The organism is Paenibacillus sp. PAMC21692 (genome assembly GCF_014303795.1).
In the GTDB taxonomy this organism is placed as follows: domain Bacteria; phylum Bacillota; class Bacilli; order Paenibacillales; family Paenibacillaceae; genus Pristimantibacillus; species Pristimantibacillus agaridevorans.
Genome location: NZ_CP060293.1, coordinates 5358777 through 5382596, shown reverse-complemented (window position 1 = coordinate 5382596; position 23820 = coordinate 5358777). Strand labels below are relative to the sequence as shown.

The window sequence follows — 23820 nt, the reverse complement described above, 5'->3', positions numbered from 1 at the left end:
AAGATGCAAGAGCTTCCGGAATTAGAACTATACAGAGCATTATTGGCGGAGAGATTCTCCGGAGCCGCAATCACGGCATTGGAATTTCACGAGGATCTCATTAACGAGATTGCAACGGAACTGCAACATGATGTCTTTGGCAAAAGCGTCTGGTTCGTGGAGAGAAGGGCTGAGCTGATCGTATTCCATCTGGATAACGGCAAACGTTTGATTTTCCGTCTCTCTGACGAAGCTTCTATCTACGTGGGTTCATCGAATGAAACGCTGGAAAGGGGAGCGTCCATCTATATTCGATTCGATGACCGTTTTTTGGCTTTGCACGGGGTAACGGCGGCAGACATCGAACTGACGTCGGTCAAGGAACTGGAATCCATCATGAAGAGCAGGGGGATCGATCCCCTTGACAAGCGACTGTCACTGGCGAAGTTCATGGAGCGTTACGCTAAAAAAAGAAGCTCGATCAAAACCGCTCTTGTTGATCAAAGTCTGCTTGCCGGCATCGGTCCCGTCTATTCGGATGAAATTTTGTTCGAGGCCGGGCTGCGACCTGACAGAAAGACGGCGGAATTAAGCCATGAAGAATGGGAATCTCTGTACTCCGCATTAAATCATATCGTCCGCGATTCCATCTCGCATGGAGGCGTGAGGGAATTGCCTCTATTCGCCGGGGACGGCATCTCGGGTCTGTATCGCGAGAGGCTGGCCGTACACGAGCTGGAAGGCCAAGCCTGCAAGCGATGCGGAGGGACGATCAAAAAATCTTCCGTGGCCGGCCGCAAGTGTTACAGCTGTCCGGATTGCCAGAAGTAATTATCGATACCGCGAGGAGGGGAGCCTCATGATCCATGTCTACTTGGACGATTACCGCCGATGCCCGGATGGATTCGTATTGGCGCGTAATGCGGAAGAATGCAAGCAATTGATCCAGTACGAAGAGATAGACGTTCTGTCGCTCGACTTTGATCTCGGGTGGGGGCAGCCTACCGGGGACGAAGTCGTGCGGCATATCGTCAGCACGGGGCGCTTTCCGAGCCGGATCTACTTGCATACATCCAGCGTATCGGGAAGAAACAGCATGTATCATACGCTCTCTGCTTCATTGCCGGATCGTACGCAACTATTCGGAGGGCCAATGCCTCATGCGCTGCTGGACGAGATCGCAAGAAATCACCGGGGTTAATTAGATTATGAATGAAAGAGGCTAATACATAGTGAGCGAATGGATCGGAACCGCCAATCAACAATATGCGTCGTACGCGATGGAAGAACTGCGGCGCCTTCTGCCTGGAGCCAGCTTCACGCAGCTTGCGCCTGGAGAAGTATTCCGTATGGTTTGTCCTATGGGCAAGGAAGAAGTGCTCGGGCTGGTCGGGGCAAATCCGCCGATTTTTTTGCGTCATTTGCAGCCGATTGACAGGGAACTGGTCGTCAAGGGAGATGCAAGCGATCTGGACGGGTTAGCCGATCTGATCCGCAACGACAGGTCGATATTCGGCAATCGTCGTACTGCCGTGCATATCAGGCGGAATTCCGGCTCGATCTTTCATTACACGCCTGCGGATTCGAAATCCGTCTTGGATGCAGTACTTGCGGAGATAGGCAGCGAGCCTGCCGTTCAACAGCCGGATGTAATTATCTCCGTTTATGGCGCCGACAACGTTTTATACATTGGCTTCGGCACGCCTCGGGAGATGCTGTCGGATTGGCCTGGCGGAGCCGTACGCTTCCAACGCGAAGAAGGACAGATCTCGCGCGCGAAGTTCAAACTGTTGGAGGCGGAGCGGGCATTCGGCATACGGTATGAGGAATTCGGCCATGCGCTTGATATCGGAGCCGCACCGGGCGGCTGGACCTCGCTGCTGCTGGAGCGCGGACTTCGGGTCACTGCCGTGGATCCGGCGGATATGCATGCGTCGCTTAAAGGGCATCCGGCGTTGCTTCACCTCAAGCAAAATGCATCCGAAATCAAGCTCGCGGCGGCTTCCTTCGACCTGCTCGTCTGTGATATGAGCTGGAGTCCGATGTTGATGTCCCGTCTCGTGTTGGACCTCAATGATGCCCTGAAGCGGGACGCAAAGGCCATCATTACGATCAAGCTGATGCACAAGAAACCGCTGCAGACGATCAGAGAGGTGAAGGAACGATTGGAGACAGGCTTTGCAGTACTTGGAGCCAAACAATTGTTTCATAACCGCGAGGAAATCACCTTGTTCCTGAAGAAGAAGTAGCCTTTAAATGCGGGTTCAAAAAGTCCTTCTTATGGCTTGAGAACATGCGTCAGTATGATATAATGTAGCCAATATGGCATTATCGGGAAAGCATCCCGGCAGCATCTGATTTTTTCAGATGCTGCCGGGATGCTTTTTTTTTGCCAAATTAGGAGTATATATGACCGGAAGGGATGGGGACGCAATGGCAGAGGAGACGGAAACTCGTGGCATGCCTCAGATTGGCGATGTATTTGCTGGAAGATACCTCATTGAGAAAGTTGCGGGACAAGGTGGGATGGGGACTGTTTATGCAGCCCGAGACACGAAGCTGGCAGGACGGAGAGTCGCCCTTAAGGTAACGAGATCCAAGGGCGGGGACTCGTCCGATTCGTCCGAAGCAGCTACGTTGATGAGATTGGATCATCCGAACCTTCCGCGTATAACGGACTATTACCCTCTGGACATGCCGCATCGTATAGAAGCGCTCGTCATGGAATACATCGAAGGCAGTACCTTGGCCGAGTGGCTGGTAGAAACGCGCAAACCGATGACGAACCTCAATGTGCTCCGGATCGGTTTGCAGCTCTGTTCTGCGTTATTATATCTGCATGAGCAGCCGAGACCGATCATTCATCGGGATTTGAAGCCTTCCAATATCATGATCGACAGTTCGGGGACGGTCAAGCTCATTGACTTCGGGATATCGAGAATATACAAGGAAGGAAAGCAAGGCGATACGATGTTGCTCGGAACATCAGGTTACGCCGCTCCAGAAATGCTGCGAGGATTGCAGAGCGACGCTCGGAGCGATATTTACAGCCTTGGAGCAGTGATGCTGAGTTTGCTGACTGGCACGCCTACTTCGGATGAAAGAGGCGTTCGTTATGGGGACAACGGGAGAGGGAAACTCAGGCTGCCGGCAGCTGTTCGCGGCTCCTTTGCAGCATTGTTAGAACGATTGCTGCATTGGAATCCGGAGTCGCGTTTCCAATCGATGCGCGAGGTTGAAACGTCGATGAGAACTTTGCTTGGAGAGGACAAAGTTCAGAGAGAGCAAACACGAATGGAACGAATCGAGAATGAAGCAACAAACGATAGTCCTGTGCGAGTTGTTTTATTAAGTTTATCGGGAGGTGCCGGAGCAACCCTGTTAACCATTACGCTGGCCGTTCTGCTTGCTAGACGTGGAAGGACGGTGACGGCTGCCGAATATGCCGGATTGCCTCCGGTGTGGTGCGAGTTGCTGCCTGCTGCGATGAAGGGGGAATCAGAGCTTTACTGGAAGAAGGGGGGAGGAGCGAAGGAGCTTAATAACAGAGGACGGGTCAAGTCCAAGAGCGCGGCTGCGCCTGTAAGGTGGCTGCTAACCGATCATGAGTTATATGCAAACAATGAAGCGGATGACAAATGGTCGCGTTTCGAGTTAGAGCTTCGCCTGAACAGAGGCGAATTTGAATTAGTGGATTTATCCGGCGATTGGGACGCTCCGGAATCCGTCCCGCTCATTCGCAAAGCCGATCACATAATCGTTATTGCCGATCCCGATGTATACAAGTGGCAGCCGGCACGGCTGGAGAGGCTGAAGCGGCTCCGCGGGGAATCGCTTCAGCAAGGTCGCGGCTTCCATTATGTTGCAAACAAACATACAAACTTTGGATATGCTAGATATTGGCTTTCGATGCTGACTGACGCCCCTTCTGCAATCGTACCGCTGCTGTCGCAAGAAAAATTATGGAGCTTGATTTGGAGCGGGAAGTGGCTCACCGATCACAATCAGCTCGATCAAATGCTGTCAAACGCTTTGCAGCCATTACTCGATAAGTTGATGGAGTGAGACGATCCCAGGATCCCGGCGAAAATGATGCGGCTTGCAATCCTCTGGCGCCTTCAATTATGATGAATATATTATTTTTGCTAGAGGGAAGGTGCTTCACGTTATGAATGAACGCGTCTTGGTCGTAGAAGATGAAGCAGGAATCGCTCGAATCTTGCAATTGGAATTGGAGCATGAGGGATACACCGTAGGCGTTGCTCCGGATGGACGGTCGGGCTATGAGATGGCTTCCACGGGCGAGTGGCAGCTGATATTGCTGGATGTCATGCTGCCGGAGATGAGCGGCATCGAGGTGTTGCGCTTGATTCGTCAGGCGGGCAACCCTGTTCCCATTATATTATTGACAGCTCGGGATACGGTGCCTGACAAGGTAAGCGGCTTCGAGCACGGCGCCAATGATTATATAACGAAGCCGTTCGCTATGGAGGAGCTGCTGGCGCGTGTCCGCAACATTCTCCGTATCTTCCAGCAGTACCCTAAAGAAGCGGAAGGCTCCGATATTATCAAGCTGGGCGATCTGTCCATCGAGCTGCGCTCACGCAAGGTGTACCGCAAGGATATTCTCATCGAGCTGACGCCTCGAGAATTCGAATTGCTTGTTTACCTGGTTGAGAATCGCAACGAGGAGAAGTCTCGTGAGGATATTTTGTCGGAAGTATGGGGCTACGACTTTATCGGGGAAACGAATCTGGTCGACGTGTATATCCGTTATCTGCGGCAAAAGCTGGACAAGGGGTATCGGCATAAGCTGATTCATACCGTGCGAGGAGTCGGCTATATGATTAAGGAGCCGGATGCATGACGCTTCGCAAACGGTTTACGCTCTTTACGATTTTCTGGTTAATTCTTATCCTCATCTTTTTTAATATTTTCGTCTATTTTTACGTAATCAAAATTACGACGGAGAGCGAAGAAGAGGTCATTACGACCAAGATGAATCTGATGCTGGAGAACCCTCGCATTCAGAGCGGGCGCGGACTCTCCTCTCCGGATCTGCTCAAGGAATATCATAACGCGAACGAGATGATCAGGATCATCGGTCCGAATAACAGGGTGCTGAATATTACGGGTACTAACGCCAGTTTGCTGGAGCTGCCCGCTACGTTCGAACCTTATCATCATACCGGCATGCTGACCAAGAGCGGGGAACGTATTATCTACATGCGCGTCCCGCTATATTCTGATGGTCAGGTTATCGGGATGTTGGAGATCAACCGGATTTTGGATGAGCTCGACAATTATCTGCAAGTGCTTGTTGGAGCGTTAAGCGTCACGAGCGCCGGAGCGATCCTGTTTGCGATATTCGGAACCTATTGGTTCACTTCGAGGTTAACCGCCCCCATCCAGCAGATGGTCAATACGATGCGGGAAATCGATCGCAGCGGCAAGCTGCGACAGATCGATGTCACGGGCCGCGAAGACTCCGCGGAGCTGCAACAGCTTGTGCGGGCATTTAATCAGATGATCGAACGGCTGGATAGGACCTTCGAGCGGCAGAAGCAATTCGTCGCCGACGCTTCGCATGAGCTCAAGACGCCGCTAACGGTCATCAGCAGCTACGCTGGTCTGCTCAAGCGTTGGGGCCGCGATGACGAAAGCGTGCGGGACGAAGCGATCGATGCGATCGCGAAGGAAGCGACGAGGCTGCAGAATTTGACCAAGTCGATGCTGATGCTGGCAGAAGCGGAGCAGGAGGATTGGCTCACGCTGGAGATGTTCGACGTGGTGCAGGTCGTAGACGAGCTGTCCACGATGCTGCAAACGACGTTCCAGCGGCAGATCCGGGTCAAGACGTTCTCCCGGGTCATTCGAATGTCTGGCGACAAAGATAAAATTCGTCAGCTGCTCGTTACCCTATTGGACAATGCGATCAAATACTCCAAGGAGCCGATCGACATCTCTGTTTCCCAATCCAAAAACATCGTCAAAATTGAAGTGAAAGATAAAGGCATGGGCATTCCGGAAAACGAAATCCCGCATCTCTTTGAGCGATTCTACCGTGTGGACAGCGCAAGGAGCCGCACGACGGGAGGCGTAGGATTAGGATTGTCCATCGCGAAACGGATCGTCGATATGCACGAAGGCAAGATCGACGTATTTAGCCTGCCGAATCTCGGCACGACGATTACCCTGCAATTCAAACAGCGGAAATCCTAATATAGGTTGAACACGAACTAATACCGGAGGTGCATCATGAAATTTCGTACGGCTGCCGTGCAATATCGGCTAACGGATATTACCGGCTTCGAACAATTCCGAGCTCAAGTAACTCATTACGTACGCAATGCGTCGGAGTACGGCGTTCAGTTCTTGTTATTCCCGGAGTTTATGACAACTCAATTGCTGTCGATCGGAGACGAGCGGGGCCAGGCACTTCCGATCGAGCTCCTGCCAACCTTTACGGATGCTTATGTGGAGTTGTTCCGGTCGCTTGCTGCCGAATACGGCATGTATATCATAGGCGGAACGCATGTAGTCGCTACCCAGGACGGCAAACGCCGTAATCGAGCCTTCCTGTTCCATCCGGACGGGAAGATCGATACCCAGGACAAAATCCACCTTACGCCAACTGAAGTGACGGAGTGGGATATGTCGAAGGGGGAAGGCGTCGAGGTGTTCCAGACGGAATTCGGCACGATCGCGATGTTAACCTGCTACGATATCGAGTTTCCTGAAATTGTTCGAATGGCTAGAGCCAAGGGCGCGGATGTCATCTTCTGTCCTTCCTGCACGGACGACAGGCATGGGTTCTACCGGGTAAGATACTGCTGTCATGCCAGAACGATCGAGAATCAGGTCTACGTCGTGACGACAGGAACGGTCGGCTCGCTCCGTACCGTGGACTTTATGCGCGCCAACTTCGGACAGGCCGCCATTATTGCGCCGAACGATATTCCGTTCCCGCCAGGCGGCATTATCGCGGAAGGAGTCGTGAACGATGATATGCTCGTCGTTGGCGACCTGGATCTGACCTTGCTGGAGCAGGTTAGGAAGGATGGATCGGTCATGACCTGGAGAGACCGTAGAGTCGATCTGTATACGGACTGGAGCCCGCGATGAGGAAGGAGCTGTATGTTCGGTCGGAGGGCCGGCTGGTCAAAGCTGTCATGCGTAATTACGGCAGAGACGACTTCGCTGGTCTGATCGCTGTTCAGAAGGCTTGTTTCCCGCCGCCTTTCCCGGAAGAGCTGCTATGGAACGAGGAGCAGCTTGCTTGCCATGTAGAGACATTTCCCGAGGGCGCAATATGCGCCGAGATCGATGGCGTAATTGTCGGCTCAATGACCGGACTCATCGTCGATATGGCGGATTACGGCCATGATCACAGCTGGTCGGCGGTTACCGATGACGGTTATATCCGGAATCATAACCCGCGAGGCCAAACGCTGTACGTGGTAGATATCGGAGTCGTTCCTGCTTACCGTCAATCGGGTCTGGGCAAGTGGATGATGCAAACCTTATACGAGACGGTCGTCCATCTTGGACTGGACAGACTGCTTGGAGGAGGCCGCATGCCGGGGTACGGAGAACGAGCCGGCATGGCGACTCCCGAACAATACGTAGCCAAAGTGTTGTCCGGCGAGTGGAACGATCCCGTCATTTCGTTCCTGCTGCGCTGCGGCCGCATGCCGGTGGGCATCGCGAACGGCTATCTAGAGGATGAGCAGTCGCTCAACTATGCCGTTCTGATGGAATGGCGTAATCCGTTCAAAAGTTAACCTACTTAATTACATATGACACGCAGGAGGAATATCCATGTTGACTTATCATCGTATCCAATCTATTCAAGATCCGCATTTCCGCTCCCTTCATGAGCTGCTTGGCACGATATTCCCGCCTGAGGAAGTGTTGGCCTATGACCTTTGGGCAGAGCCGCTGCAAGATCCCGGCATCCATGTTTATGTTGCGCTCAAGGAGGAAGCTGTGGTCGGCGCGACCGAATATCGCTATTATCCGGACATGCGCGTAGCGATGACGGACTTCACCATCATTGGCAAGCCTGCACTCGGAATCGGCCGATTCCTGCTGACGAACAGGGAGAAGGATTTGAAGCGGCTTGCGGAGCAATCAGGTACGGAGCCTATCGGCATGTTTGCGGAGGTATACGATCCCTATCGGGCGGTCTCGCATGAATTCGGCGGCGTATCCCCAATGAATCCCATTGTGCGTCGAGAGGTGTTGTCGCATATCGGATACCGGCGTCTGGACCTGACTTACGTTCATCCTTCCTGGGAGCATACGGGAGAAGCGGTGTCCGAGCTGGATCTCTGTTTTCTACCCAGCAGCGAGGAGCTTGATGCCATTCCTGCCTCGCTTGTCGTAGAGTTCCTGACGACCTATTATTCCGCGCTGCCGAATAAGCCTCAAGCATGGCTGGACATGATCCAGCAGCTGAGATCCCGGGAAGAAGTACGCCTGCTAGCTCTATGAGTACATTGATCTTTCGGGGGACGGGAGATTCTCAGGGAGTGCCTCGCATCTATTGCGAATGCGATGTGTGCGTGGAAGCGAGAGGGACAGGCGAAAATCTGCGCTTGCGGCCATCCTTGCAATGGCAGGATGCCGATGCAGGAACAACCTGGATCGATTGCGGCCCGGACTTCGGCCGGCAAATGGAAGCGGCCCATCTGCGGGATATAGACCGTATGCTTATTACGCATGCCCATTACGATCATATTGGCGGTCTACCCGAGTGGTATGATGTTTGCCGCTGGACGGGGAAGACAGGGGCGGTTTACGCCCCGACCGAGGTTATTGAGGAAATCCTTCAGAGATTCCCGTGGATCGCCAGCCGAATCGAGTTCAAGCCGTTCGACGCTCCGATGATGATTGGGGCATGGAAGGCTAGCAGTTGGAAGGTCAATCATGGAAAGAACGGATATGCTTATGCTTTTTCGTTCCAACACGCTCATACGGGATATCGCTGGATTTATTGTCCGGATGCGATTGAACTGACAGAGGAACAGCAGAAGCCGATGGCAAGGGCGGATCTGATTATTCTGGGAACAAGCTTCTTCCGAGAACCATATCCGATGGAGACGCGATCTGTTTATGATGTCGAGGAGGCGATCGGACTGTCGCGGAATTGGCAGCCTGGAAGGATCATTCTGACACATATGTCTCACGACATCGATATCGCCAGAGGGGATGAACTTCCGGCAGGAATGGATTTTGCGCATACAGGCATGCAAATCGAGGTAACCCGTTCCTGACTGAAAAGGGCTGCGAAGTTTAACGGAACCATTAACGCTTGACGAAGGCGACTTCATTTTGTATGATGGGGATAGTTTTTGGTATTCGGAAGGGGAAATTTTAATGACTGCCGGTGTTCTTAACTCTTAAAAAAGGATCATATTGGAATTATGAAGTTCTCCCGCTATAGGTCTGTTCGCAGAACGGCTTGCGCAGGGTTTATTTTGTAATTCGAATCCTAGAGTTGAGAACATGTGGATTTCCGTCTGTTTACCTTCGGGCTGACAGTCTGATCACCGTGCTCTTTGCAGCACGGTTTTTTTGCGTCTATTTTCCGTTACCCTTTTCGTCGGCCTCGAGGGAGAACGGAACGTAAGAATGCAGAAATTTGGACTGCCATGCCCTTAACTGGACAGGAACGGAACGCGCCCGCGTTCTGTTCCTGTCTATTTTTTTCTCAAAAAAGGAGCTGTTGATAAGTGAACGAACAAACGTTAAGAAAACTGGAATTTCATAAAGTGAAAGAACAAGTGGCACATTATACTCTTTCCCCGGCGGGACTCCAATTGGCGGAAGCCATGCGGCCAAGCGGAGACTACACTCGTGTAGCCGCATGGCTCCGCGAGACGGAGGAGGCTGCAAATCTGCTTGCAGGAGGTGCCAGCATCCCGTTGTCAGCCATGGAAGGCATTGATCCTTTCCTTTCTCTTTTAGGCAAGGGCAGAATATATAACGAGCAGGAGCTGGAGCAGCTTGGCGTGTGGTTAACGTCAGTGTACCAAATGAAAAGGTATATGAACGCTAAGCGACAGCAAGCCCCAACAATAGCCGGATATGCGGACTCCATGAACGACTGCCCTGATCTGCGCGAGCAGTTGAACACATGTATTCGATTCGGGATGCTGACAGATGAGGCAAGTCCTGATTTAAGCTATATTCGGCGTCAGACACATATCGTGGAGGATCAAATCGGGAAACGTATGGCTGGAGCGATGGGGAAATACAAGAGCAGTCTGCAAGAAGCAGTCATTAGCAAAAGAAGCGGAAGATTCGTGTTGTCGGTCAAGCGGGAGCTCCGCAAAAATGTGCCCGGTACTGTACTGGACGAATCGGCCAGCGGTCAGACTTTGTTTATCGAACCTGTGGAAGTGGCGGAGATGCAGCTGGAGCTGCATCAATGGAAAGCGGCCGAAGAGAGGGAACGAACGATCGTGTTGTCGCGTTTGTCAGACGAAGCTGAAAAATATTCCTCCGAGTTGAAAACGAACGTGCAGGCGATGGCGATCTTCGACTTCATCATTGCGAGAGGCAAGTACGCAAGAAGCTGCGGCGGCGTTCGCGTCGGTTTGTCCGACAAACCGATCGTGTCGCTTGTTGAAGCAAGGCATCCTCTCCTTGGAGAAAGCTGCGTGCCTCTAAGCGTCGAGCTGGGACTGAAGTGGAATCAGCTTATGATCACGGGACCCAATACCGGCGGCAAGACGGTCACGTTAAAGACGATGGGACTGCTGGTCATCATGAACCAATGCGGATTGCTTGTGCCAGCGGCGCCGGAAAGCGTGCTGGGCATGTTTGCGCACGTCGAAGCGGATGTCGGCGACGGGCAAAGTCTGGAGCAGTCGCTCAGCACATTCTCGTCCCATATATCCGTCTTAAAAGATATGCTCCGCTTGGCTGCAGGCAAGTCCCTGCTTTTGCTTGATGAACTTGCAGCCGGAACGGACCCCTCCGAAGGGATCGCGTTGTCGATCGCCGTTCTGGAGCAGTTGAAGCGCCAAGGCGCCAAGCTGGCCGCAACGACCCATTTTAACGAAATCAAGACGTTCGCATCTCGCACGGAAGGCTGTCAGAACGGGAGAATGGCGTTCGATCCCGATACGCTCAGACCGCTCTATCGTTTGGAGATAGGGGAAGCGGGCGACAGTCATGCTTTCGCGATAGCGAGAAGATTTGGAATTCCCGAGACCGTTATGGCCAGGGCAGAGGAATTGCTGAGTTTTAAAGGAGGGAGCGAAACGTACTTGGAAATTCCTGCGGCGAACAACGGCGATATCAACAGCCAGATTACGGGCAATGATGGCGCCAAGCAGGAAAGTCGCGAAACGGCCGGCAAGGCTGATTTACCTGCTGATTCTCCAGGGGGCAAAACGCGAGTTTACGCCAAAGGCGACGTCGTATGGATCTACCCGCTAAAGCGCGCCGGAGTCGTATTTAAGGAGACGGATGAACGCGGCAATTTAATCGTTCAAGTACAGGGGCAGAAGCTGAAATTCAATCACAAGCGAGTGAAGCCGTATATCGCCAAGGAGAAGCTGTACCCTGGCGAATCGTATGACCTCGATATCGTATTCGAGTCGAAGGAGAACCGCAAGGCCCGCCATCTGATGAACCGCAAGCATGCGGAAGGCGTCGAAATCATCATCAAACCGGACGAACGATCCTAGTCCCGGCTTTGGATAACGAGAAGACGCCCTTGCTTGAGGCGGATCATGCCTCTTTCTTGAAGGAGGACGTTGCTAATTCCCAATGATTGTCCGATTGTAAGCGTGGCGTCGCCAAGCGGATACTGGAACCCCTCCAGCGTAATGCCGGTCACGTCATGCGACAATGGAAGCAGAGACACTTGCGGATGCTCCAGTCGGTCCACATATGCATCTTGCGAGATCAAGCTGATCCGATTCGTCGCATCCGCGATCGAGGCGGCGACGCCATTCTCGTCCGCGAGCGCAAGCAGGTGAACATTCGCCAGAGAGTGATCGAAACGTGTGCCGAGCGCGCCCAACAGCACAATATTTGTTGGCTTCATGTCCAGCGCAAGACGGAAGGCCATCTCGGTGTCGGTAAAGTTTTTGTCGATGGGATCGCACTGAATCGTCTTGCCGCTGTTGTCCTTAATCCGTTCCAGCTCTTCAGCCGTCACAGAATCAAAGTCGCCGATCGCGATATCAGGACGATAACCTTGTTCGATCAGGAATAGTGCTCCGCTGTCCGCACCGATGAGCACCTTGCCCTCTCGCACATAGGGGATTGCCCAGTCTCCTAAAGATCCTCCCGAGGTAATGACGATTGTATAGCTGTCGAGCATGTCATTCAACATCCTTTCAATGCAGGTTAAAGTTGTGTACAGTATAGCGCCCGCAGCGTATATAGGGCAATGCAAATCTGGACGAAAATTGTCGTTGCGGAAGTTGCGGGGCGGCGCTAAAATGGGAAAGGACGTAAGGCGATCATTCGCTACATTGATCGGGGCGGTGGGTATGGATATTTTTAACGTCTTCAGCTTGATCGGCACGATTGCGTTCGCGGTCAGCGGAGCGGTAGTCGCGATGGAGGAAGAATACGACATTTTGGGCGTATACGTGCTTGGGCTCGTTACGGCATTCGGCGGGGGTGTTATTCGAAACCTGCTTATCGGCATGCCAGTCACGATGCTGTGGAGTCAGGGCTATCTGTTCAAGGTGGCGCTTATCGCCATGACCATTGCCTTTGTTCTGCCCGTGCGTTGGATCTTACGATGGAGAAGGAGCGAGGCCTTCTTTGATGCCATCGGTTTATCGGCGTTCGCCATTCAAGGCGCCTTATATGCCACCCAAATGGGGCATCCTATAAGCGCAGTGCTTGTGGCAGCCATGTTGACGGGAATTGGCGGGGGAATTATCCGCGACGTGCTTGCGGGACGCAAGCCGCTCGTGCTCAAGGACGAAATCTACGCGGTGTGGGCGATGCTTGGCGGACTATGCATTGGACTTGGATGGGCCAAATCGTCGATTGAACTGCTTGTGTTGTTCGGTATCATCATTATGTTCCGCATGATGTCCGTCTATTACAAGTGGCGGCTGCCTCGCCGATCGCTAAGGGGCGCATTCGCTGCGTCTGCGGTTGCGGCGGAACGGAATAATAAAATGAAAAAGAAAGAGTTGGATAAGTCATGAGCGCAACTAGCAATGTACTGTTCGTATGTCTCGGCAATATTTGCCGTTCGCCGATGGCGGAGGCCGTTATGCGTCATCTGGTGAAGCAGGAGGGGTTGGAGGAGGCTATCAAGGTCGATTCTGCGGGAACGGGCGACTGGCATCTCGGTCATCCGCCGCATGAAGGCACGCGCAAGCTGCTGGATCATCACGGTATTACGTATGAAGGCATGACTGCAAGACAAGTAAATAGCGGCGATTTTAATGGGTTCGACTTTATCGTCTGCATGGACGCCAAAAACTTGAAAGACGCCAAGGCTGTCTTCCAAGCCGCTTCCGACCGAAATGGAGCGAAAGGGGATCCAGCCGTCTTTACTTTCATGGAATTGCTGCCTGATCACGGCATCGCGGATGTGCCAGACCCTTATTATACTGGCAATTTCGAAGAAGTTTATGAGCTGGTGGAAGCGGGATGCAAGGCGTTGCTGGGACGGATCCGGGCGGAGAAGGACCTGTGAGGGAGCAAAAATCCATTCTTTAGATTTCAAGAAGGAAGACGCCTTCATTCTTAATCCCCTAAACAACAAAAAAGACTGCATGTCCGGCTTGTACTGCATGCAGTCTTTTTGTTCGCCTGGCGAGGTATTATTCCACCTCGATGAAATAAGCGAGAGCAGCCGGGATCTCCTTCTGCCAGAAGCCCCATTGATGTTTCCCGTCCTTCTCTTCGTAGAAGATGCGAGCGCCTTTGTGCTCCAGCAGAGCTTTGGCATTACGGTTGAGTGCGAGAAAATCGTGTACTCCGCGGTCCGTCGTTTCGTATTCCGTTTCCTGAAGCCCGACGATCATATAGATGTCAAGCCATTCCAGATCGTAGTTTCGATCGATGACCGCATGCGAGCTGGCAAAGAAGGCGCCGGACATGGATATGACTCTCGTAAACAGCTGAGGGTATTCAAGCGCCAAGTGAAGCGAAACCGTACCGCCTAATGAATCTCCTGCGAGCAGTCGATCCTCCGGCTCTTTGCGAACGGGATATCGTTCCTCTACAAACGGCAGCAGCTCCTCTGCAAAGAACCGAAGATATGCTCCATGACGGCTGCCATCGGCGGCGTATTCCTCGGTGCGGTGTTTCTTGTCGACATCGACGCCGACGATGATGAAAGGTTCCAGACCTTCATCGAGGATGAGCTTTGTTGCGGATGTAGCAACTCTGCCGAAATTAAAAAAATCTTCGCCATCCTGACAATATACGACAGGATAACTTAAAAGCTCGTTATATCCCGGAGGAAGGAATATGCGCAATTGGCGTTCTCCTTCCGCAAGATAACGGCTGGGTACGGTTTCCTTCAATATGGTTCTCTTTAAATAACGATCGTCCGTCATGCGAGAAAACTCCTTTATATATGGAATGGAATACGGCAGATGTGGGCAAACAATAGTAAGGTAAAGTGCAACATACGTCCGAAGAGAATCAGTTGTATTATGCTGTTATAGTGGGAATTGGATTCTGTAGCATATACAATTTCTTAACAGAACAGCCTGAATCAGCGAAAAAACAACGGTTTTTTTGTTTTTTGCTTTGACCATTTTTGTTAAACAGGTTTATAATAATTCTATAACAGAGATACCCGTTTTTCAAATATTTTGATTGAGGTGAGCGTTCAAAATGAGCAAACTGCCATACGAAGTTCAGACGGAACCGGTTACACCAATGTCCGTATTGTCGCTCGATGGAGAAGTCGAAAATCCGGATCTTCTGCCGGAATTGACTGATGAGCAACTAAAAGAAATTATGTACCGCATGGTATTTACCCGCACATGGGACGAGCGTGCCGTTAACCTCGGCCGTCAAGGACGTTTAGGCTTCTACGCGCCTGTTTCCGGCCAGGAAGCATCCATGATCGGCAGCGAATACGCCCTTAACAAAGACGATTTTATTTGCCCGGGCTACCGCGACATGCCACAGCTCGTGTGGCACGGTCTTCCAATGTACCAGGCATTCCTATATTCGCGCGGCCATCAAGCCGGAGGCCAAATTCCGGAGGACGTACACGTTCTGATGCCGCAAATCATCATCGGCGCGCAAGTCCTGCACGCGACCGGCGTTGCCATGGCATTTAAGAAAAAGGGCGAAAAGCGCGTTGCCATTACGTACACAGGTGACGGCGGATCCTCCGAAGGCGATTTCTACGAAGGTCTTAACTTCGCCGGCGTATACAAGCTGCCCGCGATCTACGTGGTTCAGAATAACGGTTACGCCATCACGACTCCGTATTCGAAGCAAACAGCTGCATTGTCCGTCGCTCACAAAGCGGTTGCCGCCGGCATCAAAGGCGTGCAAGTGGACGGCATGGACGTTCTGGCCGTCATCAAAGCCGTGCGTGACGCGGCAGAGCGCGGCCGCAATGGCGAAGGCGCTACGCTGATCGAACTTTTGACGTATCGTTTCCGTCCGCACTCCATGGCTGACGATACAACGAAGTACCGGACGAAGGACGAAGAAGCAGAATGGTCGTTAAAGGATCCGTTGATCCGATTCGGCAAGTATCTCGAGAAAAAAGGACTGTGGTCCGAGGAAGATACGAACCGTGTTAAAGAAGAAGCGAAAGCGACCGTAAACGAAAACATCAAAAAAGCCGAAGCCGTGGAAAAAATGACAGTCGCCGGCCTGATCGATACGATGTTCGAAACAACGCCTAAGTACCTGGAAGAACAAAAAGCGGATTTCCAATAATAGGGGAGGAGTAAACCAACATGGCACAAATGAATATGCTTGAAGCGATTCGCGATGCGATGCGCGTAGAATTGAAACGGGATGAGAACGTGCTGATCTTCGGCGAGGACGCAGGTAAGGTCGGCGGTGTATTCCGCGTAACGGAAGGTTTGCAGGAAGAATTCGGGGAAGACCGCGTGTTCGATACTCCGCTTGCGGAATCCGCGATTGCGGGTATGGCTGTTGGCATGGGGCTTCAAGGCTTCCGTCCCATCGCCGAGATCCAATTCGTTGGTTTCATCTACGAAGCACTTGATCAAATGTTCATTCAAGCTGCCCGCATGCGTTACCGCTCCGGCGGCCGCTATAACTCGCCGATCGTATTCCGCACGCCTTTTGGCGGCGGCGTTAAGGCAGCCGAGCTGCATACGGATTCCCTGGAAGGTCTGGCTGTTCAAACGCCGGGCATCAAGGTTGTTATTCCGTCCAATCCATACGATGCAAAAGGTCTCATGATCTCCGCGATCCGCGATAACGATCCGGTTTTCTTTATGGAGCATCTGAATTTGTACCGCGCGTTTAAAGCTGACGTTCCGGAAGGCGAGTACACGATCGAGATCGGTAAAGCGAACGTTGTTCGCGAAGGCAGCGACGTGACGATCATTGCATATGGCATGATGGTGCATACTGCGGTTAAAGCAGCAGACGAGCTTGAGAAACAAGGCATCAAAGCCGAAGTCATCGACCTTCGTTCCCTGGTGCCGCTCGATATCGACACCCTTGTCGCTTCTATCCAAAAGACGAACCGTGTGATCGTCGTGCAAGAAGCTCAGAAAACTTCCGGCGTAGCGGCTGAGGTTATTGCCCAAATTAACGAAAAAGCGATTCTGCATCTGGAGGCTCCGGTGCTTCGCGTAGCCGGTCCTGACACGGTATATCCGTTCGCTCAGATCGAAGACACTTGGCTGCCTACTCCGGCTCGTATCGTCGCCGCTGCTCAGAAAGTCATTAATTTCTAAATTTAATGTTTCATTCCGGTAGGAATACGGTTATTAAGAAGTTTTTAAAGATCGAGTTCAAAAAGTTCGGTTATCAGTACCGAGAAGATTGAAGGCAGGTAGAAAATGAGGAGCGGAGCATAGCAGAGCTATGTGAGCATCGGAAGTTTCGCCTGCATTCAATATTCGATGTCGACTATGCTACTTGGCATACTTCGTAATGGGAATCGGACTTTTTGAACAACCACTTAAAGGAGGTTGTCATTGGTGGCTAAATTCGAATATCGATTCCCCGAGCTGGGCGAAGGCCTGCATGAAGGCGAAATCGTCAAAGTGCTCATCAAGCCGGGCGCTAAAGTAACGGACGATGATATTATTATGGAAGTACAAAATGACAAGGCAATCGTAGAAGTCCCTTGTCCTGTTAATGGCACGGTGCTAGAAGTATTGGTAAAAGACGGCCAGGTTTGCCATGTCGGAGAGCTTGTCGCGGTAATCGACGCGGAAGGCGACATTCCGGAGAGCGCGCAGCCAGCTCCAACCGAAGAGAAAAAGGAAGAAGCGGCTCCTGCTCCTGAGGCAGCTGCAGCACCATCCGCTCCGGCTCAATCCGAAGCGAAACAAGCAAACTCGCAAGTGCTTGCAACGCCAAGCGTGCGCAAGTTCGCTCGCGAAAAGGGCGTAGATTTAGCGCAAGTGTCCGGCACGGGCAAAAACGGCCGCATAACTCGCGAAGACGTAAACGGCTTTGGCGGCGCTCCTGCAGCTTCGACTGAAGCTCCTGCAGCCAGCGCGGCACAAGAGGCTCCAGCTGCAAGCGAAACGAAATCCGCGGCTCCGGCAGCTTCCGGAACAGCATACCGTCCAGAAGAGCGCGTACCGTTTAAGGGTATCCGCAAAGCAATCGCAAACGCGATGGTCAAATCGGTATACACGGCTCCGCATGTGACCATTATGGACGAAGTGGACGTTACCGAGCTGGTTGCCCTTCGTGCAAAATATAAGCCATACGCAGAGAAAAAAGGTTCCAAGCTGACTTACTTGCCGTTCATCGTTAAGGCGCTCGTGGCCGCTTGCCGCCAGTTCCCGATCATGAACTCGACGCTGGACGAAGCAAATCAAGAGATTGTCTATCGCAAGTATTACAATATCGGTATCGCAACGGATACGGACAACGGCTTGATCGTTCCGGTTATCGAAGACGCAGATCGCAAAAACCTGTTTATGGTTGCCGATTCCATCCGCGACCTTGCAGCTCGCGGCCGCGACGGCAAACTGACGGCGAATGAACTGAGAGGCAGCACGATCTCGATCTCGAATATCGGTTCCGCTGGCGGCATGTTCTTTACGCCGGTCATCAACTTCCCTGAAGTCGCGATTCTAGGTACCGGTCGGATTTCGGAAAAGCCGGTTGTTCGCAATGGTGAAATCGTCGCCGCTCCGGTTATGGCCCTGTCCCTGAGCTTCGACCATCGTCTCATCGACGGCGCAACGGCTCAGAACTTTATGAACTACATTAAACAGCTTCTGGCGCAGCCTGAACTGTTCATTATGGAGGTTTAACATATGGTAGTTGGAGATGCTTCCCTGGATATTGACACTCTAGTCATCGGCGCAGGTCCCGGCGGTTACGTAGCCGCCATCCGCGCGGCTCAACTTGGCCAAAACGTATTGGTCGTAGAGAAGGAACATGTCGGCGGCGTATGTCTTAACGTTGGCTGTATCCCTTCCAAAGCTCTGATCAGCGCAGCTCATCAATACGAGTCCATCAGCCACGCTTCCGCATTCGGCATTGAAGTGGGCGAAGCGAAGGTTAATTTTGACAAAGTGCAAGAGTTTAAAAACGGCATCGTCAAGAAGCTTACGGGCGGCGTTGCTTCCCTGCTGAAGGCGAACAAAATCCAATATTTCCATGGCGAAGTCATGTTCATCAACGAGAACGAAGCACGCGTCTTCAACGATCAAGAAGCGCCGCGCTACCGTTTCAAGAACTGCATTATCGCTACGGGTTCCCGTCCGATCGAGCTGAAAGCATTCCCTTACGGCGGCCGCATCGTATCTTCGACAGGCGCGCTGAGCCTGCCTGAAGTTCCGAAGAGCCTTGTCGTTATCGGCGGCGGCTACATCGGCATCGAGCTTGGCCAAATGTACTCTAAGTTCGGCACAAAAGTAACGGTAATCGAAGGTTCTGATTCCATCTTGCCTGGCTTCGACAAAGACATGTCCTCGATCGTCGCGAAGAAGCTGAAAGGCACGAATGTCGATATCGTTACCGGCGCGCAAGCGAAAAGCGCGGAGCAAACGGACAAAGACGTTACGGTTACTTACACTGTAGGCGACAAAGAAGAGAAAGTAACGGCTGATTACTTGCTCGTAACGGTCGGCCGTCGTCCTAATACGGACGGCGAGCTTGGTCTGGACCTGATCGGCGTCAAAATGACGGACCGCGGTCTGGTCGAAGTCGACCAGCAATGCCGCACGAGCATCCCGCATATCTTCGCCATCGGCGACATTATTGCAGGTCCTGCTCTTGCGCACAAAGCGATGTACGAAGGACGCATTGCCGCAGAAGCGATTGCTGGTCAGCCAAGCGTTGTCGACTATAAATGCGTGCCTGCCGTTTGCTTCTCCGATCCCGAATGCGCAAGCGTCGGCCTGAGCGAGAAGGAAGCGAAGGAGCAAGGCCACAATGTAAAAGTGGGCAAATTCCCGTTCGCTATCAACGGCCGCGCCATGTCGCTTAACGCCAACGAAGGTTTCGTGAAGCTGGTATCCGATGCTGACTCCGGTCTTGTGCTTGGCGCGCAAATCATCGGTCTGGAAGCATCCAACATGATCGCCGAGCTTGCTCTCGCTATCGAGATGGGCGCTACGCTTGAAGATATCGCTCTGACGATTCACGCTCACCCTACACTGGGAGAGATCGTGCTGGACGCTGCCGAAGTTGCACTCGGACATCCGATCCACACTTTCATCAAATAATTGAGTATTATCCTATATTTCGACAAGAGGTCTCGCCGCATTAGATGCGGCGCGGCCTCTTTTGCTCATTGTCAATCTTTTCGTTAACGACGTTAATGATCGTAAGGAGATGGATAATATGATGTCTGAAATCAACGAAAAGGTTCAGCCTCCAGCCAAACCGTCCAAAGACTCCAGAACGTTGATGACACAGCTCATCTTCCCCCTGGATACTAATCATCATGATACAATGTTCGGCGGCAAGCTTATGGAATACATGGACAAAGTTGCAGCCATATCCGCCATGAGGCACGCTCGCATGCGGGTTGTGACTGCGTCGACAGACAGCCTTGATTTTCTCGCTCCTATCCGTGTAGGCGAGGTTATTGAAGTGGAAGCATTTGTGACGTGGACCAGACGCAGCTCCATGGAAATTTATGTGTCCGTGAACTCTGAAAATTTGTACACTGGCTCACGTAAAACGACAGTTACTGCTTTTTTTACCTTCGTGGCACTGGATGAGAACGGCAAGCCTGCCGAGATATCCAAAGTGTTCCCGGAGTCGGAATTGGAACGTCAGCTTCATGCTAGCGCTCCGGCGAGACATGAGCTTCGGAAGGCTCGCAAGAGCGACAGAACGTCAAAGGCGTGATATAATACTGGGATAAAAAAGCAAGGAGCGATAGGGTTATGAGCAGCGAAAACCAATATTTGCAGTTGCTGCGAGACGTGCTCAAAAGTGGCGTCCGCAAGGAAGACCGAACGGGTACGGGCACGATTTCGACGTTCGGCTATCAGATGAGATTCCCGCTGTCGGAAGGTTTTCCATTATTAACAACAAAACGCGTATCCTTTAAAATGATTGCGAGCGAGCTGTTCTGGTTCATGCGAGGCGATACAAACATCCGATATTTGTTGCAAAACAACAACAATATATGGAATGAATGGGCGTTTAAGCGTTGGGTGGAAAGCAGCGAATATTCGGGTCCAGATATGACCGACTTCGGCCTGCGCTCCCAACGGGATGAAACGTTCGCGGAGGCGTACAAGCTGGAGATGGCTGCCTTTAAGTCCAGAATTCTGGAAGACGAGTCGTTTGCTGAGCGTTATGGCGAGCTAGGTGATGTCTACGGCAAACAATGGCGGGCATGGAAGACCGCGCGGGGGGAGACGATCGATCAGCTTGGCGATGTCATCCGCACGATCAAGAGCAATCCGGATTCGCGCAGATTAATCGTATCGGCCTGGAATCCGGAGGATGTGCCGACCATGGCTTTGCCGCCGTGCCATACGATGTTCCAATTCTACGTGGCGGAAGGCAAGCTGTCCTGTCAGCTGTATCAGCGCAGCGGCGACATCTTTTTGGGCATCCCGTTTAACATAGCAAGCTACGCGCTCCTGACTCATCTAGTGGCGCATGAATGCGGCTTGGATGTGGGCGACTTTGTCCATACGCTGGGAGACGCACATATCTATAGCAATCATTTGGAGCAAATCGAAGCTCAGTTGAGCCGCGAGCCAAAAGCGTTGCCGATCTTGCACATAAATCCTGACAAGCGTTCTGTATTCCAGTTCGAGCTGTCGGACTTGTTGCTGGAAGGTTATGATCCGCATCCGGCGATCAAAGCGCCGGTAGCAGTCTGATGCACCGGAAGAGAGGTTAGAACATGACCATAACATTAATCGCGGCGATGGACCGCAATCGTACAATCGGCAAGGGCAATGCCATGCCATGGAGGCTTCCGGCAGAAATGGCCTTTTTCAAAGCGAACACTTTGGGGAAGACCGTTTTGATGGGGCGCAAGACCTTCGAATCGCTAGGCGGCAAGCCGCTTCCCAATCGACGCAATATTGTGCTGACCCGTCAGACAAACCTCGAGCTTCCAGGCAGCGAGATTGTTCATTCCGTTGAAGAAGCGCTTCGATTGATCCCGGAGGTCGAAGAGCTGATGATTATCGGAGGCTCCGACATTTACGCGCAGTTCCTTCCTTACGCAAACAAAATATTGCTGACGGAAGTTGAGACAGAGATCATAGGTGGAGACGCTACTTTCCCCGAATTCGATCCAAAGGATTGGCGGCGTATCGTCGGCGATCGCAAGGAGCCGGATGAACGCAATGCCTACGCCTTCACTTTCGTAACCCATGAGCGACTATAGATGAATTTGACTGCTTTCTGCGGTGTAGACATGATTTGACGAACGATTCGTCAATAAGTGCAAATGATTGTACGGATAATCCATTAACCACCCCGTCACCGGAATGCTAGGATATTATATTATAGTTACCGAAATTTACAACGGGTTGAAACGGTTGAAAAATGAATGGATTCCCGATATATTTTTAGAGAGAGCAGGAGATGCAGCAAACGGGAATACGGATGGAGGAATAGCGATCATGTCTACACCAACGGGATTTATGGAATATCAGCGCGAACTGCCAGCCGATCGCGACCCGATTGAGCGCATTAAAGATTGGAACGAGTTCCACAAGCATCTGTCAGACGAGCAGCTTCGCACGCAAGGCGCGCGCTGCATGGACTGCGGCACTCCTTACTGCCATACGGGCATAGAGCTGGCTGGATCCGTCTCCGGCTGTCCGGTCAACAATCTCATACCAGAATGGAATAACTTGATCTATAGAGGGTTATGGCGCGAAGCGCTGGAACGCCTGCACAAAACAAATAATTTCCCGGAATTTACCGGCCGGGTTTGTCCTGCTCCATGCGAAGGTTCTTGCACGGTAGGCCTGATCGGCGATGCCGTTACAATCAAGACGATCGAGCAAGCGATCATCGATCGTGGTTTCGAAGAAGGTTGGGTTGTTCCGCAACCGCCTAAAATGCGTACAGGCAAACGAGTTGCCGTCGTGGGATCCGGCCCTGCCGGGATGGCTGCGGCGGCGCAGCTCAACAAAGCCGGGCATACAGTAACGGTGTACGAGCGCGCTGACCGTATCGGCGGCTTGCTCACTTACGGCATCCCGACTATGAAGCTGGAAAAACATGTTGTACAAAGACGTGTTGATCTGATGATCGAAGAAGGCATCGAGTTCGTGACGAATACCGAGATCGGCAAGGATATTGCAGCAAGCGAGCTTCTTGCGCAGTTCGACGCGGTCGTACTATGCGGAGGCGCTACGAAGGCGCGCGACGTAGAGATCGAAGGCCGCGACTTAAACGGAGTTCATATGGCGATGGATTACTTGAACGGTACTATCAAAAGCTATCTGGATTCCAATCTGGAGGATGGCAAATACCTCTCCGCCAAGGACAAAAACGTGATCGTAATCGGAGGCGGCGATACAGGAACAGACTGCGTGGCAACGGCATTGCGCCATGGATGCAAGTCGATTACGCAATTTGGCACGGTCGGCAAGGCGCCGCTTACGCGCGATCCGATCAAAAATCCTTGGCCGCAATTCCCGAATGTGTATACGCTGGATTACGCACAGGAAGAAGCCAAAGCGTTGTACGGCGATGATCCCCGTGCTTTCTCGGTCCTTACGAAGAAGTTCGTAGGCGACGAAAATGGCAATCTAAAGGAACTGCACACGGTTCAAATCGAACGTACGGTCGATGAGACGGGGCGCAGAATCTACAAGGACATCCCGGGTACGGAAAAAGTATGGCCGGCAGATCTGGTTTTCATCGCGGTAGGCTTCGAAGGACCGGAGTCGACGCTGATCGACCAGCTCGGTCTAGAGCAAGATCGCCGTTCCAACGTCAAAGCGAAATACGGCGAATACAGCACCAACGTTGATAAAGTATTCGCTGCAGGCGATATGCGCCGCGGACAAAGCCTTGTCGTATGGGCGATTAACGAAGGTCGCGAGGTAGCTCGCGAAGTTGATAAATATTTGATGGGTTCCTCAATGCTGCCTTAACGCAGCCGAGGAACGTCTTCCATAGGACATGGAAGAGTCAAGAGAAGGTAAAAGCGCCCTCGGGCGCTTTTTCTTGCTTTTATGGTATTATCGTATAGAAAGCGAGGAATGA

Annotated in this window: 23 protein-coding genes; 21 read left to right on the top strand and 2 right to left on the bottom strand. The window is 52.1% G+C overall.

What is annotated here, in order from left to right; all coding sequences use genetic code 11:
• Positions 1-3: 3 nt before the first annotated feature.
• The 11 genes from H7F31_RS21725 (at position 4) to H7F31_RS21675 (ending at position 11681) form a co-directional block, all read left to right on the top strand.
• Positions 4-810: an Fpg/Nei family DNA glycosylase gene (locus H7F31_RS21725; protein WP_187100510.1), complete on the top strand. Its 807-nt coding sequence runs from the start codon at positions 4-6 to the stop codon at positions 808-810.
• Positions 811-838: 28 nt separating this feature from the next.
• Positions 839-1180: a cyclic-phosphate processing receiver domain-containing protein gene (locus H7F31_RS21720; RefSeq protein ID WP_187100509.1), complete on the top strand. Its 342-nt coding sequence runs from the start codon at positions 839-841 to the stop codon at positions 1178-1180.
• A 31-nt stretch (positions 1181-1211) separates the two neighbouring features.
• Positions 1212-2228 carry an SAM-dependent methyltransferase gene (locus H7F31_RS21715; RefSeq protein WP_187100508.1) on the top strand — a complete coding sequence of 339 codons (1017 nt, stop codon included), beginning with the start codon at positions 1212-1214 and terminating at the stop codon, positions 2226-2228.
• Between the two features lie 184 nt (positions 2229-2412).
• Positions 2413-4044, top strand: coding sequence for a serine/threonine-protein kinase (locus H7F31_RS21710; RefSeq protein ID WP_187100507.1), 1632 nt, complete (start codon positions 2413-2415; stop codon positions 4042-4044).
• Positions 4045-4147: 103 nt separating this feature from the next.
• Positions 4148-4846 (top strand): response regulator transcription factor, encoded by a 699-nt coding sequence (locus tag H7F31_RS21705; protein ID WP_087569280.1) that lies wholly within the window; start codon positions 4148-4150, stop codon positions 4844-4846.
• The gene (locus H7F31_RS21700) at positions 4843-6201 is read left to right on the top strand and encodes a HAMP domain-containing sensor histidine kinase (protein WP_187100506.1); all 1359 of its coding nucleotides are present in this window, start codon (positions 4843-4845) and stop codon (positions 6199-6201) included. The genes H7F31_RS21705 and H7F31_RS21700 overlap by 4 nt, the downstream gene beginning before the upstream one ends.
• Before the next feature lie 36 nt (positions 6202-6237).
• Positions 6238-7104, top strand: a complete 867-nt coding sequence (locus H7F31_RS21695; RefSeq protein ID WP_187100505.1) for a carbon-nitrogen hydrolase family protein — start codon at positions 6238-6240, stop codon at positions 7102-7104.
• Entirely contained in the window at positions 7101-7763 is a 663-nt protein-coding gene (locus H7F31_RS21690) for a GNAT family N-acetyltransferase (RefSeq protein WP_187100504.1), read from the top strand. The genes H7F31_RS21695 and H7F31_RS21690 overlap by 4 nt, the downstream gene beginning before the upstream one ends.
• Before the next feature lie 40 nt (positions 7764-7803).
• Complete coding sequence (locus tag H7F31_RS21685; RefSeq protein WP_187105468.1) at positions 7804-8475, top strand: GNAT family N-acetyltransferase; 672 nt, start codon at positions 7804-7806, stop codon at positions 8473-8475.
• 38 nt (positions 8476-8513) lie between these two features.
• Positions 8514-9257, top strand: coding sequence for an MBL fold metallo-hydrolase (locus H7F31_RS21680; protein ID WP_315970510.1), 744 nt, complete (start codon positions 8514-8516; stop codon positions 9255-9257).
• A 459-nt stretch (positions 9258-9716) separates the two neighbouring features.
• On the top strand, positions 9717-11681 hold the full coding sequence (locus H7F31_RS21675; protein ID WP_187100502.1) for an endonuclease MutS2: 1965 nt from the start codon (positions 9717-9719) through the stop codon (positions 11679-11681).
• On the opposite strand, the gene H7F31_RS21670 is transcribed toward H7F31_RS21675, so the two are convergent.
• On the bottom strand, positions 11678-12322 hold the full coding sequence (locus H7F31_RS21670) for a thiamine diphosphokinase (protein WP_187100501.1): 645 nt from the start codon (positions 12320-12322) through the stop codon (positions 11678-11680). The two genes, H7F31_RS21675 and H7F31_RS21670, sit on opposite strands and share 4 nt — an antisense overlap.
• 172 nt (positions 12323-12494) lie before the next feature.
• On the opposite strand from H7F31_RS21670, the gene H7F31_RS21665 reads away from it, so the two are divergent.
• Both H7F31_RS21665 and H7F31_RS21660 read left to right on the top strand, forming a co-directional pair.
• The gene (locus H7F31_RS21665; RefSeq protein WP_187105467.1) at positions 12495-13169 is read left to right on the top strand and encodes a trimeric intracellular cation channel family protein; all 675 of its coding nucleotides are present in this window, start codon (positions 12495-12497) and stop codon (positions 13167-13169) included.
• Positions 13166-13666, top strand: coding sequence for a low molecular weight protein-tyrosine-phosphatase (locus tag H7F31_RS21660; RefSeq protein ID WP_187100500.1), 501 nt, complete (start codon positions 13166-13168; stop codon positions 13664-13666). The genes H7F31_RS21665 and H7F31_RS21660 overlap by 4 nt, the downstream gene beginning before the upstream one ends.
• Positions 13667-13793: 127 nt before the next feature.
• On the opposite strand, the gene H7F31_RS21655 is transcribed toward H7F31_RS21660, so the two are convergent.
• Entirely contained in the window at positions 13794-14534 is a 741-nt protein-coding gene (locus H7F31_RS21655; protein ID WP_187100499.1) for an alpha/beta hydrolase, read from the bottom strand.
• Between the two features lie 283 nt (positions 14535-14817).
• Here H7F31_RS21655 and pdhA point away from each other — a divergent pair, with 283 nt between their 5' ends.
• The 8 genes from pdhA (at position 14818) to H7F31_RS21615 (ending at position 23708) form a co-directional block, all read left to right on the top strand.
• Complete coding sequence (pdhA, locus tag H7F31_RS21650; protein WP_187100498.1) at positions 14818-15885, top strand: pyruvate dehydrogenase (acetyl-transferring) E1 component subunit alpha; 1068 nt, start codon at positions 14818-14820, stop codon at positions 15883-15885.
• A 20-nt stretch (positions 15886-15905) separates the two neighbouring features.
• Positions 15906-16883, top strand: a complete 978-nt coding sequence (locus H7F31_RS21645) for an alpha-ketoacid dehydrogenase subunit beta (RefSeq protein WP_187100497.1) — start codon at positions 15906-15908, stop codon at positions 16881-16883.
• A gap of 246 nt (positions 16884-17129) precedes the next feature.
• A complete protein-coding gene (locus tag H7F31_RS21640) occupies positions 17130-18425 on the top strand; it encodes a dihydrolipoamide acetyltransferase family protein (protein ID WP_187100496.1) in 1296 nt (431 codons plus the stop codon).
• Between the two features lie 3 nt (positions 18426-18428).
• Positions 18429-19844 carry a dihydrolipoyl dehydrogenase gene (lpdA, locus tag H7F31_RS21635; RefSeq protein ID WP_187100495.1) on the top strand — a complete coding sequence of 472 codons (1416 nt, stop codon included), beginning with the start codon at positions 18429-18431 and terminating at the stop codon, positions 19842-19844.
• A 118-nt stretch (positions 19845-19962) separates the two neighbouring features.
• Positions 19963-20475 carry an acyl-CoA thioesterase gene (locus H7F31_RS21630; protein ID WP_187100494.1) on the top strand — a complete coding sequence of 171 codons (513 nt, stop codon included), beginning with the start codon at positions 19963-19965 and terminating at the stop codon, positions 20473-20475.
• Between the two features lie 38 nt (positions 20476-20513).
• Entirely contained in the window at positions 20514-21467 is a 954-nt protein-coding gene (locus H7F31_RS21625; RefSeq protein WP_187100493.1) for a thymidylate synthase, read from the top strand.
• Between the two features lie 23 nt (positions 21468-21490).
• A complete protein-coding gene (locus H7F31_RS21620; protein ID WP_187100492.1) occupies positions 21491-21982 on the top strand; it encodes a dihydrofolate reductase in 492 nt (163 codons plus the stop codon).
• Positions 21983-22220: 238 nt separating this feature from the next.
• Positions 22221-23708 (top strand): glutamate synthase subunit beta, encoded by a 1488-nt coding sequence (locus H7F31_RS21615; RefSeq protein WP_087569265.1) that lies wholly within the window; start codon positions 22221-22223, stop codon positions 23706-23708.
• The last annotated feature ends 112 nt before the right edge of the window (positions 23709-23820 follow it).